Origin of the sequence: Tabrizicola oligotrophica (genome assembly GCF_011008935.1) — a bacterium.
Classification (GTDB): domain Bacteria; phylum Pseudomonadota; class Alphaproteobacteria; order Rhodobacterales; family Rhodobacteraceae; genus Tabrizicola_A; species Tabrizicola_A oligotrophica.
Map to the genome: position 1 here is coordinate 1 of NZ_JAAIVJ010000015.1, position 13,899 is coordinate 13,899.

General features: G+C 65.8%; 12 protein-coding genes. 3 read left to right on the forward strand and 9 right to left on the reverse strand.

All coding sequences use genetic code 11. The annotated features are described in order from the left end of the window. The 5 genes from G4Z14_RS16370 to G4Z14_RS16390 form a co-directional block, all read right to left on the reverse strand. On the reverse strand, positions 1-1,642 hold a 1,642-nt coding region (locus tag G4Z14_RS16370; protein WP_164627658.1), incomplete at its 3' end, for a DUF7507 domain-containing protein. 355 nt (positions 1,643-1,997) lie between these two features. Beyond that, positions 1,998-3,245 (reverse strand): organoarsenical effux MFS transporter ArsJ, encoded by a 1,248-nt coding sequence (gene arsJ, locus G4Z14_RS16375; protein ID WP_164627660.1) that lies wholly within the window; start codon positions 3,243-3,245, stop codon positions 1,998-2,000. A 75-nt stretch (positions 3,246-3,320) separates the two neighbouring features. Then, positions 3,321-4,328, reverse strand: coding sequence for an ArsJ-associated glyceraldehyde-3-phosphate dehydrogenase (locus G4Z14_RS16380; protein WP_164627662.1), 1,008 nt, complete (start codon positions 4,326-4,328; stop codon positions 3,321-3,323). A 4-nt stretch (positions 4,329-4,332) separates the two neighbouring features. Then, positions 4,333-5,181 carry a metalloregulator ArsR/SmtB family transcription factor gene (locus tag G4Z14_RS16385; RefSeq protein WP_164627665.1) on the reverse strand — a complete coding sequence of 283 codons (849 nt, stop codon included), beginning with the start codon at positions 5,179-5,181 and terminating at the stop codon, positions 4,333-4,335. 116 nt (positions 5,182-5,297) lie between these two features. Beyond that, positions 5,298-5,753 carry an Lrp/AsnC family transcriptional regulator gene (locus G4Z14_RS16390; protein ID WP_164627667.1) on the reverse strand — a complete coding sequence of 152 codons (456 nt, stop codon included), beginning with the start codon at positions 5,751-5,753 and terminating at the stop codon, positions 5,298-5,300. Between the two features lie 111 nt (positions 5,754-5,864). On the opposite strand from G4Z14_RS16390, the gene G4Z14_RS16395 reads away from it, so the two are divergent. From G4Z14_RS16395 to G4Z14_RS16405, 3 genes are all read left to right on the forward strand, one after another. Then, positions 5,865-7,067, forward strand: a complete 1,203-nt coding sequence (locus G4Z14_RS16395; RefSeq protein WP_164627669.1) for a methionine gamma-lyase — start codon at positions 5,865-5,867, stop codon at positions 7,065-7,067. Between the two features lie 15 nt (positions 7,068-7,082). Continuing rightward, the gene (locus G4Z14_RS16400) at positions 7,083-8,198 is read left to right on the forward strand and encodes a glycine cleavage T C-terminal barrel domain-containing protein (protein ID WP_164627670.1); all 1,116 of its coding nucleotides are present in this window, start codon (positions 7,083-7,085) and stop codon (positions 8,196-8,198) included. 127 nt (positions 8,199-8,325) lie between these two features. Then, positions 8,326-10,722: a 1-deoxy-D-xylulose-5-phosphate synthase N-terminal domain-containing protein gene (locus G4Z14_RS16405; RefSeq protein ID WP_164627672.1), complete on the forward strand. Its 2,397-nt coding sequence runs from the start codon at positions 8,326-8,328 to the stop codon at positions 10,720-10,722. 12 nt (positions 10,723-10,734) lie between these two features. Here the strand turns inward: G4Z14_RS16405 and G4Z14_RS16410 are convergent, their stop codons facing one another. Genes G4Z14_RS16410 through murC form a run of 4 tightly spaced genes read right to left on the reverse strand, consistent with a single transcriptional unit; the run spans position 10,735 to position 13,897 of the window. Continuing rightward, positions 10,735-10,989, reverse strand: a complete 255-nt coding sequence (locus tag G4Z14_RS16410; protein WP_164627674.1) for a DUF2484 family protein — start codon at positions 10,987-10,989, stop codon at positions 10,735-10,737. Next, entirely contained in the window at positions 10,986-11,234 is a 249-nt protein-coding gene (locus G4Z14_RS16415; protein WP_164627676.1) for a DUF2484 family protein, read from the reverse strand. The genes G4Z14_RS16410 and G4Z14_RS16415 overlap by 4 nt, the downstream gene beginning before the upstream one ends. After that, positions 11,231-12,442, reverse strand: a complete 1,212-nt coding sequence (locus tag G4Z14_RS16420; RefSeq protein ID WP_164627678.1) for an APC family permease — start codon at positions 12,440-12,442, stop codon at positions 11,231-11,233. Before G4Z14_RS16420 ends, G4Z14_RS16415 begins: the two co-directional genes overlap by 4 nt. Positions 12,443-12,484: 42 nt before the next feature. Continuing rightward, positions 12,485-13,897 carry a UDP-N-acetylmuramate--L-alanine ligase gene (murC, locus tag G4Z14_RS16425; protein ID WP_164627680.1) on the reverse strand — a complete coding sequence of 471 codons (1,413 nt, stop codon included), beginning with the start codon at positions 13,895-13,897 and terminating at the stop codon, positions 12,485-12,487. Between the last annotated feature and the right edge of the window lie 2 nt (positions 13,898-13,899).

Below are 13,899 nucleotides of genomic sequence, written 5' to 3' on the forward strand. Positions count from 1 at the left end.
GATCGCCGACGAAATGGTCAAGCCCGGTCAGCGGGTCGGTGATCGTCACATTGGTCAGCGTCACGTTGCCGTCATTGGTCACCGTGATCTCGTAGGTGATGATGTCGCCGGCCGCGTCGACCAGACCCTCCGGCCCGTCGCCGCCCACATCCGTCACCACCTTGTCGATCAGCAGCACCGGGTCGTAGGCGATGGGGGCGTTTGCGTCGTCGTCATCGCTGACGGTCTGATTGCCATAGTCGCCGGTCACGGTCGCGGTGTTGTCGATCTGCCCGTCGTCATCGTTGCCGCCCAGATCATCCGCCTCGAGATCGCCCTGGCTGTCGATGTCGGCCTGGGTGACGGTGTAGGTGATGGTGCCATCCGCGCCGAGCGTGACACTGGCCCCGGCGGCAAGATCGCCGATGACATGGTTCAGCCCGGTCAGCGGGTCGGTGACCGTGACATTGGTGAGATCGACATTGCCGGTATTGGTGATCACCAGCTCATAGGTGATCTGGTCGCCGGCATCCTCGGCCGTACCGCCGGCCCCTTCGCCGTCAACATCGGTGACGGTCTTGTTGATGGTGATTTCAGGCGCGGGCAGGAAGTTGCCGATGTCCACAACCTCGGAATCGCCGCCGGAGGTGATGGTGGCGGTCCAGTAGTAGGGGTCTTGCCCGCCGTCCGTGCCATCGGGATTGGTTGCGATATAGCCGCCGTCGATATCCTCGCGGATGATCAGCGTTTCGTTGCTGACAGGAATCCCGGCCAGCACATAGTGGCCGTCCTCGTCGGTGATGTCGTAAATCTCGCCGGTGTCCCACTGGCCGTTGTTGTTCGCGTCCAGATAGATGAACACGCCTTCAAGGGCAGATTCGCCTGCGTCATAGATGCCGTCGCCGTCCGAGTCTTCCCATTTGGTGCCTTCGATGTAGCCGGCGCTGAGCATGTTCCACTCATCGAAACCGGCTTCTTCATCAAGGGTGGCAGGATCCTTGTTGGTGCTGTACTGGCCCATCTCGGTATAGAGATAGAAATACACGTCATCGGGCTCGAGATTGTTCTGTTCCATATAGGCATCGAACAGCGATTTCGGCACCAGGACCGTATAGTCATCCGTGCCCGAGCCGGTGGCCCAGTCTGTCAGGTCCAGCGTGACGTCGTCGTTGCCGGCGGCGCCGTCAAGGTTGAACCCGTCCATGTCATAGACTTTGTCCTGCGTGATCAACTCCGAGTAGGTGTCGATCGCGCCGTCGGTGGACAGGTAGATCTGGAAGGTGTTCAGCGAGATCTCGGGGTCCGAGAGGTTCTCGTTGATGTCGAGCCGGAGCTCGTAATACTCGACCCCGTCGATGGTGACGGTCGCCATGCTGGAGACCTGAACGGCGCTGGTCTTGGAGGCGTCGATCTCGTTCTGACCGAACTCGTTATTGACCGTGTTCTTGTCATTGCTGTCGGTGTTGAAGCCCGCCGAAATCCCCGGTGAGGGGCCGCCCTGTTGCGCGGTCTCGTCATGCGTCGCAAGGAACGGGTCGAAGTTGCCTGTGCCGGAGCCGGACTGGTCCGAAACCTGGAAGGTCACGCCGCCGATGGTCGTGTTGTCATCAGGCGGCACTTCGTCATCGGTGAACTTTTGCAGATCGTATGTAATGTCGGTCATAATTGAGCCCCCAAACGCCAAACGCTGGTTAGGCCCGAAGGTCAAATGCCTGCCTGCGGGCCGTGCATCTGGGATGCCGGCCCGAATATGTTCTTGTTGCATCCAAAGACGCGCCATGACAGCGCGCAAGGCCCCAGAAGCCAAATGCCATCCGGATTTCCAAATACCGCCAAGCCCCGCAGAACGCAGGCAAGGCAGAGCAGACTCAATGCGGGAAGCCTATGAAAGCGCAGCCAGCCCCCACCTCTGCGCCAGACCTCACGCTACTCCTGACGTCCGTTATTGTCAACTCGCAGCGACCGATCCGGGTCTGTGGCGAGGATTGTTGCGCCGCGCTGCGGGGATTTGCGACGGCTCAGAGACGGTGCAGCCGGCGCGCGGCCCACCAGGCTGCAAGCGCCATGAGCCCCGCGCAGGCAAGGCAAACCGGCAGGCCGCCGAGCTGGTAACTGAGGCCCGAAAGCAGCGTGCCGATCAGGCGCCCCGCGGCATTGGCCATATAATAGAACCCCACGTCGCGGGTGATCCGATCCGCCGATCCAAAGGCGAGGATCAGATAGGAATGGACCGAGGAGTTGACGGCAAAGACAAAGCCGAAGACCAGAAGTCCAAGGATCAGCGTCACAGTCAGCCAGGGCGCGGGCGCCTCCGCCACCCATGCCGCCCCGGCCAGCACGAGGGGGACCGGCACCAGCAGACCGGCCCAGAGGATGGCCTTGCGGATGGTCTCGGCCTGTGGCTGGCCCTTGGCCCCCAGAAGGCGCGGCGCAAGGGCCTGCACGGCGCCATAGCCGATGATCCAGAGCGCCAGGAAGCCGCCGATCAGGAAGAACGCCTCGCGGCGGCCCTCGGTGGTGCCGTCCGACAGGACGGACTGGAAATAGACCGGCACGCCGACGACGAACCAGACATCCCGGGCGCCGAACAGGAACAGGCGGGCCAGGCTGAGGCGGTTGACGCGCGCATCGCGCGACCGCCAGCCGCCCCAGGTCTCGTCGGATTTCATCCGGCCCGGCAGGCCCGCGGGCAGGAACAGGACGACCGCAAGCAGGATCACCGCCAGCGCCCCGGCCATGGCCCAGACTGCCGCCTTGAACCCTGCGAGCGCCAGCAGCGCCGCGCCAAGGAAGAACCCAAGGCCCTTGACCGCATTCTTCGATCCGGTCAGGACCGCGACCCAGGCAAAGAGGCCGCCCTCCTCGCGCGGCGCCAAAAGCTTCACCGCCGATTTCGACGACATCTTGGCCAGATCCTTCGCCACGCCGGACAGGCCCTGCACCGCCATGACGAAGGCGACCGAGACCGTCACGCCCCAGCCGGGATCAAGCTGCGCCAGCGCGATCAGGGCAGTGACCTGCAACCCAAGCCCGCCGTAAAGCGTGGCCGCCAGCCCGAAGCGCGCGGCAAGCCAGCCGGCGGCAAGGTTTGTCAGGATGCCGGCCAGCTCGTAAAGCAGGAAAAGCCAGGCCAGTTGCAGCGGCGTGAAGCCAAGCGCGTTGAAATGCAGCAGCACCAGCATCCGCAGCGCGCCATCCGACAGCATGAAGGCCCAATAGGCGGCCGTCACGGCAGCATAGGCGCGCAGCGGAGACGATTGGGGCATGGTCGGTCCTGGGTCTGGCGGCGGACCGGGGGCTTGCCCCTGATCGGCCGGGTTAACGGGAAACAGCTGGGCAGCTCAAAGGCTGCGGGCGACCATCCGGGCAACGTCGGCAAGGCGGCAGGCATAGCCCCATTCGTTGTCATACCAGGCATAGATCTTTACCTGTGTGCCGTTGACGACCATGGTCGAGGGCCCATCGATGATTGCCGAACGCGGATCGTTGGTGAAATCGCAAGACACCAGCGGGCGGCTTTCAAAGCCAAGGATGCCCTTCAGCCCGCCCTCGGCCGCGGCCTTGAACAGCGCGTTGACTTCATCCGCCGTCGTCGGGCGCTCCACCTCGAACACGCAATCGGTAAGCGAGGCGTTCAGCAGCGGCACGCGCACGGCGTGGCCGTTCAGCCGGCCCTTGAGTTCGGGATAGATCAGGGTGATGGCCGTCGCGCTGCCCGTGGTGGTCGGGATCAGGTTCATCAGCGCCGAACGGGCGCGGCGCGTGTCCCTGGCCGGACGGTCAACGATGGTCTGGGTGTTGGTGACATCATGGATCGTGGTGATCGAGCCGTGCCGGATGCCGAGGGTTTCGTGGATGACCTTGACCACCGGCGCCAGGCAATTCGTGGTGCAGGAGGCGGCGGTGACAAGCGACTGCGAGCCGTCGTAAAGCGCATGGTTCACCCCGTAGACAAGGTTCAGCGCCCCGCCGTCCTTGACCGGCGCGGAGACCACCACCTTCTGCGCGCCAGCGGCGTAATAGGGCGCCACCTTGGCCGCGGTCTTGAAGACCCCCGTGCAGTCGATCACCAGATCGACGCCCAGAGCGGCAAGCGGCAGCGCCTCGATGGATTTCTCATGGCTGAGGGGGATGGTCTGGCCGTCCAGCACCAGCGCGCCCTCCTGCCAGCCGACGGGGGTGTGCCAGCGGCCATGGACCGAATCGAACTCCATCCAGAGCGCGTGCTGCTCGGCCGTGCCGACCGGGTCGTTCAAGGCCACGATCTCGCCGCCGGCGCCGGTGTCGATCAGGTCGCGCAGCACGAGTTTTCCAATCCGGCCAAGGCCGTTCAGCGCAATGCGGGGCATGGGGTCAACCTTTCACGAGGGGATCGGCGGCATCGGCGCCAATGGCATCGACGCGGGATTGCAGGGAAAGCCGGCTGAGGCTGGCAAAGGGCAACTCGACAAAGGCCATGATGCGGCGGCGCAGCGCGGCATAGGTCTGGGCAAACACCAGCGCCTTTTCCGCATCGGTGCCGGTTGCCTTCACCGGGTCGGGCAGGCCCCAGTGGCCGGTGATCGGCTGGCCGGGCCAGGGCGGGCAGTCCTCGGCCGCCGCCGTGTCGCAGACGGTAAAGACGAAATCCATCGCCTCCGATCCGGGTTCCTGAAACTCGGAAACATGTTTGGAGCGCAGCGTCCCGGTGTCATGGCCGTTGCGCGCAAGGATCTGCAGCGCAAACGGGTTCAGCGCAGAGTTGGGCCGCGTGCCCGCCGAAAAGGCCCGGAACCGATCGCGCCCCAGATCGCGCAACAGTGCCTCGGCAAAGATCGAACGTGCGGAATTGCCTGAACAGATGAACAGGACGTTGAAATCGCGGTCACGCATGGCGGGGTCCTTTGGGGCGGGAAGCAGGGGGGCAAGCAGGTCGGGCCGGGCGCGGCCGACGTCGAGCGCGAGATAGCCGATCAGCGCCTCGGCCATGTCCAGATTGGCCGCGTAGTGGAGCGAGCGCCCCCGGCGTTCGACCCGCACCAGCCCGGCAGCGGCAAGGTCGGCCAGATGGTGCGACAGCGTGTTCTGCTTCAGGTGCAGCGCCTCGGCAATTTCGGTTGGCCGCACGCCTTGCGGGGCAAAGCGCATCAGAAGCCGGAACACGGCAAGGCGACCGGGGTGGCCAAGGGTGGCGAAGGCAGGGGCTGCGCTATTCTGTTCCATATTTCCGGAAATATAGAAATATGATGGCGCGTCCAGTGAAAGTTTCATGACACCCGACCCATCCGCAACAGGGTTCCGGCCAGTCCGGGTGATGGATGCCGCCGGGACGCGCGGTTTCAGATCAGCGGAAAGACCCCAGTGTTCTTTACCGAGCCGTAGACAAAGCTGGAATCGATCGAGCCGATGCCGCCGATGGGATGGATGCGGTTGCGGATGAAATCCTCGTAATCGTCCAGTCCCGCCACCACGACCCGCAAGAGGTAATCGGCCGGACCCGTCATCAGGTGACACTCCAGCACCTCGTCCAGCGCCCGGATGCGGGTTTCGAACTGGCGCACGGTTTCGGCGCTGTGCCGCTCCAGCCGGACGCGCAGGAACACCGTCACCGGCAGGCCGTAAAGCCGCTGGTCAACCACGGCGCGATAGCCCTGAATCGCGCCGCTTTCCTCCAAAAGCCGCAGCCGCCGCAGGCAGGGCGAGGGCGAGAGGTTCACCTCGGCGGCGATTTCAAGATTCGTCGCCCGGCCATTGCGTTGCAAGGCCCGGATGATCTGGCGGTCTTTTTCGTCCATTTTGGCCCACTGTGGCATTATATGCCAATAACTAAGATTTTATTGGCACATATCGCAACAAAATGCCAGAGGCAAAGGCGCAGGATCGGGGCAAGCCACAAGGACATGCCCATGCACGATACCCCGCCCAGCTTTGCCACCCGCGCCATCCACCACGGCTATGACGCCCGCCAGCATCAGGGTGCGCTGAACCCGCCGGTCTATCTGTCTTCGACCTTTGCCTTCGAGACGGCAGAGGCCGGCGGCGCCATGTTTGCGGGTGCGGCCGAAGGGCATTTCTACAGCCGGATCTCCAACCCGACGCTGGCGCATCTTGAAAGCCGGATCGCCAATCTGGAAGGCGCCGAAGCCGGGCTTTGCACGGCCTCCGGCATGGGGGCGATCACCGCGACGCTCTGGACTTTCCTGCAGGCGGGCGACGAGGTGATCCTTGACAAGACGCTCTACGGCTGCACCTTCGCCTTCCTGACCCATGGCCTGCCGCGCTTTGGCGTGACGGTGCGCCCGGTGGACCTGTCCGATCCGGCCAATCTGGCGGCGGTGATCGGGCCAAAGACCCGGATCGTCTATTTCGAAACCCCTGCCAACCCGAACAACCGGCTGGTCGACATCGCCGCAGTTGCCGAAATCGCGCATCGTCATGGGGCGAAGGTGGTGGTGGACAACACCTATGCGACGCCGGTGCTGACCCGGCCCATCGAACATGGCGCCGATATCGTGCTGCATTCGGCGACCAAGTATCTGGGCGGGCATGGCGACGTGATCGCGGGGCTGGTGGCGGGCCGGGCCGAGGACATCTCGGCCATCCGGCTGGTCGGGATCAAGGACATGACCGGCGCGGTGATGTCACCGTTCAGCGCCATGCTCTTGCTGCGCGGCATCAAGACGCTGGAACTGCGGGTGCGCGCGCATTCCGCCGCCGCCCTGACCATCGCCCGCGCGCTTGAGGCGCATCCGGCCGTTAAATGCGTGCATTATCCGGGGCTTGACAGCTTCCCGCAGGCCGCATTGGCCCGGCGGCAGATGGCGGGGTTCGGCGGCATGATCCCCTTCGAGGTGGTCGGCGGCAAGGCGGGCGGCATTGCCATGATGAACCGGCTGCGACTGGTGCAGCGCGCGGTCAGCCTGGGCGATGCCGAAAGCCTGATCCAGCATCCGGCCTCGATGACCCATTCCACCTACACGCCCGAAGAACGCGCCGCCCATGGCATCGCCGAAGGGCTGGTGCGGCTTTCGGTCGGGCTGGAGGGGGTTGACGACATTCTGGGCGATCTTATGCAGTCACTGGCCGCACATAATGCCGAAGCGGCCTGAAGGAAGGACCCCGAGATGACCATTGAAATCGCCATTGGCGCCAACCTCCGCAAATCGCCCTATTTCGAGGCGACGTTGCGCGCGGGGGCGAAGAACTTTTCCGTCTACAACCACATGCTCATTCCGGGGCATTTCGGCGATCCCGACGGCGAATATCAGCGGCTGATGACCGGGGTGGCGATGTGGGATGTCGCCGCGCAGCGTCAGGTCGAAGTGACCGGCCCGGATGCGGCGCGGCTGGTGCAATATCTGACGCCCCGGAACCTGTCCGGCACCAAGGTCGGTCAGGGCCGCTATGTGCCGATCTGCGACCATGACGGCTATCTCATCAACGATCCGGTCCTTCTGAAGCTGGCCGAGGACCGGTTCTGGCTGTCGGTGGCCGACAGCGACATCCACCTCTGGGCGCAGGCCATCGCGCAGGAAAAGGGCTGGCAGGCGCAGGTGGGCGAGCCCGACGTGTCGCCGCTGGCGATTCAGGGGCCGCAGGCCGAGGCGGTGACCGCAGCGCTGTTCGGCGACTGGGTGCGCGAGCTGCGCTATTTCGGGTTTCGGGAAACCACGCTGGACGGCATCCCGCTGGTCCTTGCGCGGTCGGGCTGGTCGAAGCAGGGCGGCTTTGAACTGTATCTGACCGACGCCAGCCGCGGCATCGAACTTTGGGACCGCGTGGCGGCAGCCGGTGCGCCTTTCGGCATCGGGCCGGGCGCCCCGAACGATATCGAGCGGGTGGAAAGCGGTCTGATCTCCTACGGCTCGGACATGCGGCGGCAGGTGATCCCGGCTGACCCGTTCGAAATGGGGCTGGGCGGACTTGTCGATCTTGCGCGCGAGGATGACTTTGTCGGCCGCGCGGCGTTGCAGCGGATTGCCGCCCGGGGCGCCGCCCGCCGCCGCGTCGGGTTCTGGGTAGAGGGCACGCCGCCCTCGCCCGGCCATGCGGTGCCGGTGCAGCTGGCGGGCGAACCGGTCGGCGTCGTCAGCGAGCTGGTCCATTCGCCGCGTCTGGGCCGGACCATCGCCGTTGGCCTGCTGCGCGCCGATCTGACGGATGCGACACAGGGACTGCAGGCCGCCTTGCCCGGCGGGCCGGCCGCCTTGCAGCCCACTGCCTTGCCCTTCCGCCCCTGACCGGACCACGGCAGGCGGTGCGAAGCGCTGATCGCCCTGCCCGGGTCCCGCTTTGGCGGGATCGGCGACAGGGCGCGCGCGCCCCATCTGCCCCCTTCTTGAGACCTGCCAGAAGAAAGAGCCGCCGATGCCCCGCCAGACCCTGACCCATCTGAAGACCCTTGAGCAGCGGTTGCTGTGGCTGTCGCACTGGATGATCCACCATGCCAACCACCTCCGGCCAAAGGTCGACGGCATCAAGATCGGCGGGCATCAGGCCTCGTCGGCGTCGATGGTGTCGATCCTGACCGCGCTTTACTTCTCGGCGCTGCGGCCGCAGGATCGGGTGGCGGTAAAGCCGCATGCCGCGCCGGTGTTCCACGCGATCCAGTATCTGATGGGCAACCAGACCCGCGAAAGGATGCAGAACTTCCGCGGCTTTGGTGGGGTGCAGTCCTACCCCTCGCGCACCAAGGACGTGGACGACGTCGATTTCTCGACCGGATCGGTGGGGCTTGGCGTGGCGATCACCGCCTTTGCCTCGCTCGTGCAGGACTACATCGCGGCCAAGGACTGGGGCCAAAACCCGGCCCTTGGCCGCATGGTGGCGCTGGTGGGCGACGCCGAACTGGACGAGGGCAATGTCTATGAAGCCCTGCAGGAGGGCTGGAAGAACGACCTGCGCAATTGCTGGTGGATCATCGACTATAACCGGCAGTCGCTGGACGGGATCGTGCGCGAGGGGCTTTTTGCCCGTGTCGAGAAGATCTTCGACGCCTTCGGCTGGGAAGTCGTCCGCGTCAAATACGGCGCCCTGCAACGCGCAGCCTTTGCCGAGCCGGGGGGCGAAGCGCTGCGCGACTGGATCGACCGCTGCCCCAATCAGGACTATGCCGCGCTGACCTTCATGGGCGGGGCCACCTGGCGCAAGCGGCTGACCGATGATCTGGGCGATCAGGGCGCCGTCTCGGCCCTGATCGGGCGGCGCAGCGATGCGGAACTGGCCGCGCTGATGGAGAACCTTGGCGGCAACTGCGTCGAGACCATGGCCGAGGTCTTTGCCGCCATCGACCATGACCGGCCGACCTGCTTTCTGGCCTATACGATCAAGGGCTGGGGCACGCCGATTGCCGGCCACAAGGACAATCACGGCGGGCTGATGAACCCGACGCAATTCGCGGCGTGGCAGGCGCATATGGGCGTGGCCAGGGGGCAGGAATGGGAACCCTTCGCCGGAGTTTCCGACCTGCCGGCGCTGCAGGCCTTTCTGGCCGGGGTGCCGTTTTTCGCCAAGGGCCGCCGCCGCTACAGCGACGACAGGCTGGCGGCGCCCGAGATCGGCTTTGACACCGACCGCGAGATTTCCACGCAGGCGGCCTTCGGCAAGATCCTCGACGATCTGTCCAAAGGCGACAGCCCGTTGGCGTCACGCATCGTCACCACCTCGCCCGATGTGACCGGCACCACCAACCTTGGCCCATGGGTCAATCGCCGCAAGCTGTTTGCCCGCAAGGCGCAGGCCGATGCCTTCATCGAACACCGCATCCCTTCCACGGCGAAATGGGAATTCGCTCCGCAAGGCCAGCATATCGAGCTTGGCATCGCCGAGATGAACCTCTTCCTGCTTTTGGGGGCTGCGGGCCTGTCGCACAGCCTGTTCGGCAAGCGGCTGTTTCCCATCGGCACGGTCTATGATCCCTTCATCCATCGCGGCCTCGATGCGTTGAATTACGCCTGCTATCAGGATGCGCGGTTCCTGATCGTCGGCACGCCTTCGGGCGTGACGCTGGCGCCGGAAGGCGGGGCGCATCAGTCGATCGGCACGCCGCTGACCGGCATGGCGCAGGACGGGCTGGCGGCCTTCGAGCCGGCCTTCGCCGACGAACTGGCCGTCATCATGGCATGGGCCTTCGATTACCTGCAGCGCGAGGGCGGGGGCGACCCGGACGAACGCACCTGGCTGCGCGACGAGACCGGCGGATCGGTCTATCTGCGGCTGACCACCAATCCCATTGAACAACCCGGCAAACGGCACGACGAGGCCTTCCGCCAAGGGGCCATCGACGGCGCCTATTGGCTGCGCAAGCCGGGGCCGAACTGCGATGTGGTGATCGCCTATCAGGGCGCGGTGGCACCCGAGGCCATCGCCGCGGCCGGTCTGATCGGCGAACATCGCCGCGATGTCGGTGTTATGGCCATCACCTCGGCCGACCGGCTGAACGCGGGCTGGACGGCGGCGCAGCGCGCCCGCGCCCGCGGCATCGCGCAGGCTCGCAGCCATATCGAAACCCTGCTTGCCGACTTGCCGCGCGACTGCCTGATCGTCACCGTCCTTGACGGCCACCCCGCAACGCTGGCCTGGCTTGGCAGCGTCGGCGGGCATCGCACCGTCTCGCACGGGGTCGAGCATTTCGGCCAGACCGGCAGCATCGGCGACCTCTACCGCCATTTCGGGCTGGATCGAAAGGCGCTGGCGCGTTCTGTGCTGGAATTGTCCAGCGGGCGGCGACTGTCTGCAGTACCCTTGCCCGGCGCGACGGGCTGAGGCAGGCCGCGCTCAGCCTTGCCGGACCCGGCGCAGCCAGCGCCAGAGATAGATCAGCGGCCAGCGCAACACGCTGGCCGCCGCGACTACAAACGCCGCCGCCCACAGCAGGCCATTGCTCCAGGCCAGCCAGATCAGGATCGGCACGAAGGCGGCCATCAGCCGGTAGGCATTGCCCCAGTGGTGATCCCTTGACGGCAACATGCCGATGAGATTGGCGGCAATCAGCCAGACCAGCCCGGCGGCAAGGGCCAGCGTGGCGCTCATCGCCGCGCCGCCATGCGGTCAAGCGCCAGCGTCGCAAAGTGGCGCAAGGGGCGGCGGAACATCGAGACAAAGGCGAATAGCCCGAAGGCCAGCCAGAGCCAGCCATGGCTCAACCCGATCCAGACCAGAAGCCCCGGAGCCAGCAGCAGCAGCGCCAGCCCGGGCACCATCTGCCGCCGCATCGGCAGAAAGGCGGTGGCGCTGGCCGCCAAAACCCAAAGGCCGCCAAGGACAAGGGGCGTCATGCCAGCACTCCCGATGTTGCAAGCAGGGCCGCAAGCGCGGCCAGAAGGCCCGCCCACGGGACAAAGCCCGGCACCCGGAACGGGGCCTCGGGGGCGCGACGCTTGATGCGGATCAGCGCGACGTTGACGAAGAGGAAGATCACCAGCAGCACCACCGCCGTCACCTCGGCCAGTGCCTGCACCGGCAGGAGCAGGGCCGCGACCGTCACGCCGCCCCCGACAAGCAGCGTGGCCCGGGTCGGCGTGCCGCGCCGGGCATGCGCTTCGGTAAAGACCGCAAGCCAGGAGGCCCGGCGGCCAAGCCCGAACAGCACCCGCGCCGCCATGACGATCTGCGCCAGAACCCCGTTCACCGCTGCCGCCACTGCAATCGCCTCCAGAAAGGCGGCGCTGCGGCCGGTTCCCGCCTCCCACACCAGGGCCAGCGGCCGCTCGGTGGCGGAAATCACCGCATGCGGCACGGCGCGGACGGCGGCAAAGGCCACCAGCGTATAAAGCAACGCGGTGATTGCCAGCGCCAAAAGAATGGCGCGCGGCATGGTGCGACCGGGGTCGCGCACCTCTTCGGCCATGTTTTCCAGATCTTCAAAGCCGATGAAGGCAAAGAAACACAGCGAGGTCGCCGCCGCGATCCCGGTCCAGGACGGGCCGGCGGGCGTGACCCATTCCGCCACCGGCTCGGCGGCGAAGCCGGCGAGCGTGACCCCGACCAGACCGAGGATTTCGACCAGCGTGAAGACCGCCGCCACGGCAAGGCTTTCCAGCACTCCCTTCAGGGCGATCAGCGTCAGCGCCAGCCCGAGCGTCGCGATCAGAAGCGGCTCGGGCACCGGCACCAGCGCCGCGAGATAGCCGACGCCACCGCGCAGCACCGCCGCGCCCGAAATCACCCCGGCCCCGGCAATCGCCAGCCCTGCCGCCAGCGCCAGCGTCCGGCTGTCGAAGCCCCGCTCGATGAAGGCGGCCTCGCCGGCGGCTTCAGGCATCCGGGTCGCCAGTTCGGCATAGGACAGGGCCGAGGGCAAGGCGACCAGCCCGGCCAGCAGGAAGGCCAGGGGCGCCCAGACCCCGGCCTGCCCGATCACCACCCCCACCAGCACATAGATGCCCGCGCCCACCATGACGCCGACGCCATAGGCGGTCAGCAGGCCAAGGCCCAGCTTGCGCTGCAGCCCTTTGCCGGCCGGAGATGTTTCGGTTTGCGTCATGTTCGAAGCCTGACCAGAATCGCAGGCTTCGGCAAGGGGGCCTCAGGCCGCCTGCCCCATCAGCTTGGCCGGCAAGCCATTGGCCCAGGTGGAAATCGTGCCGGCGCCAAGGCAGACCACCATGTCGCCGGGCCGGGCCTGCTCGCGCACCAGCCGCGCCAGATCGGCCTCGTCCAGCAGGGCGCGGGCGTGGCGGTGGCCATGGGCGATCAGGCCCGCCACCAGATCGTCGCGGCTGGCGCCGGGGATCGGCTCTTCGCCCGCCGAATAGACCTCGGCGATGGCGACCACATCGGCCTCGTTGAAACAGGTGCAGAAGTCTTCGAAGAGGCTCGACAGCCGGGTGAAGCGGTGCGGCTGATGCACGGCGATGATCCGGCCCTTGGTCGCCTGCCGCGCCGCCTTCAGCACGGCGGCGATTTCAACCGGGTGATGGCCGTAGTCGTCGATGATGGTGACTCCGTTCACCTCGCCCACGCGGGTAAAGCGGCGGTTCACGCCCGAGAACCCGGCCAGCGCCTCGCGGATCTGGTCCTTCTTCATGCCCAGATGGCGGGCCACCGCCACTGCCGAAAGCGCGTTCGACACGTTGTGATCGCCCGGCATCGGCAACGAACAGTTTTCGATTTTCGAACCTTCCTCTTCATTCTGAAGCAGGATGTCGAAGTGCCCAACGCCATTTTCGAACCTGAGGTTCACCGCCCGCACATCGGCCTGCGCGTTGAAGCCGAAGGTGACGACGCGGCGGTCGGTGACACGGCCGACCAGCGCCTGCACTTCCGGGTGGTCGGTGCAGCACACCGCCAGCCCGTAGAACGGGATGTTCGAGACGAAATCGAGGAAGCCCTTGCGCAGCGCTTCGAAGCTGCCCCAATGCTCCATATGCTCGGGGTCGATGTTGGTGACGATGGCAATCGTCGCGGGCAGACGGTTGAAGGAACCGTCGGACTCGTCGGCCTCCACCACCATCCATTCCCCGGCCCCGGCGCGGGCATTCGAGCCGTAGGCATGGATCACCCCGCCGTTGATGACAGTCGGGTCAAAGCCGCCCTTGTCGAGCAGCGTCGCCACCATGGTCGTGGTGGTGGTCTTGCCATGGGTGCCCGCGATGGCGATGTTCGAGCGCAGGCGCATCAGCTCGGCCAGCATCTCGGCCCGGCGTACCACCGGCAGGTTGCGGCGGCGGGCTTCCTCAAGCTCGAGGTTGCCCTTCTTGATCGCGCTGGAAATCACCACGACCGAAACGCCCTCGCCGATGTTTTCCGCCTTCTGGCCTTCGAAGAACGTGGCGCCCAGCTTCACCAGCCGGTCAGTAATCTTGGAGGCTTTCGAATCCGATCCCTGCACCCGGTAGCCAAGCGTCATCAGCACCTCAGCGATGCCCGACATGCCGATGCCGCCGATGCCGACGAAATGGATGGGACCAAGTTCCAGCGGCAATTTGGTGGCGTTCATCG

What these genes read in the sequence shown, in the direction of transcription:
- arsJ (WP_164627660.1), bottom strand. Translation starts at nt 3,245, where the DNA reads ATGCCCCAATCGTCTCCGCTGCGCGCCTATGCTGCCGTGACGGCCGCC.
- G4Z14_RS16380 (WP_164627662.1), bottom strand. Translation starts at nt 4,328, where the DNA reads ATGCCCCGCATTGCGCTGAACGGCCTTGGCCGGATTGGAAAACTCGTG.
- G4Z14_RS16385 (WP_164627665.1), bottom strand. Translation starts at nt 5,181, where the DNA reads ATGGAACAGAATAGCGCAGCCCCTGCCTTCGCCACCCTTGGCCACCCC.
- G4Z14_RS16390 (WP_164627667.1), bottom strand. Translation starts at nt 5,753, where the DNA reads ATGGACGAAAAAGACCGCCAGATCATCCGGGCCTTGCAACGCAATGGC.
- G4Z14_RS16395 (WP_164627669.1), top strand. Translation starts at nt 5,865, where the DNA reads ATGCACGATACCCCGCCCAGCTTTGCCACCCGCGCCATCCACCACGGC.
- G4Z14_RS16400 (WP_164627670.1), top strand. Translation starts at nt 7,083, where the DNA reads ATGACCATTGAAATCGCCATTGGCGCCAACCTCCGCAAATCGCCCTAT.
- G4Z14_RS16405 (WP_164627672.1), top strand. Translation starts at nt 8,326, where the DNA reads ATGCCCCGCCAGACCCTGACCCATCTGAAGACCCTTGAGCAGCGGTTG.
- G4Z14_RS16410 (WP_164627674.1), bottom strand. Translation starts at nt 10,989, where the DNA reads ATGAGCGCCACGCTGGCCCTTGCCGCCGGGCTGGTCTGGCTGATTGCC.
- G4Z14_RS16415 (WP_164627676.1), bottom strand. Translation starts at nt 11,234, where the DNA reads ATGACGCCCCTTGTCCTTGGCGGCCTTTGGGTTTTGGCGGCCAGCGCC.
- G4Z14_RS16420 (WP_164627678.1), bottom strand. Translation starts at nt 12,442, where the DNA reads ATGACGCAAACCGAAACATCTCCGGCCGGCAAAGGGCTGCAGCGCAAG.
- murC (WP_164627680.1), bottom strand. Translation starts at nt 13,897, where the DNA reads ATGAACGCCACCAAATTGCCGCTGGAACTTGGTCCCATCCATTTCGTC.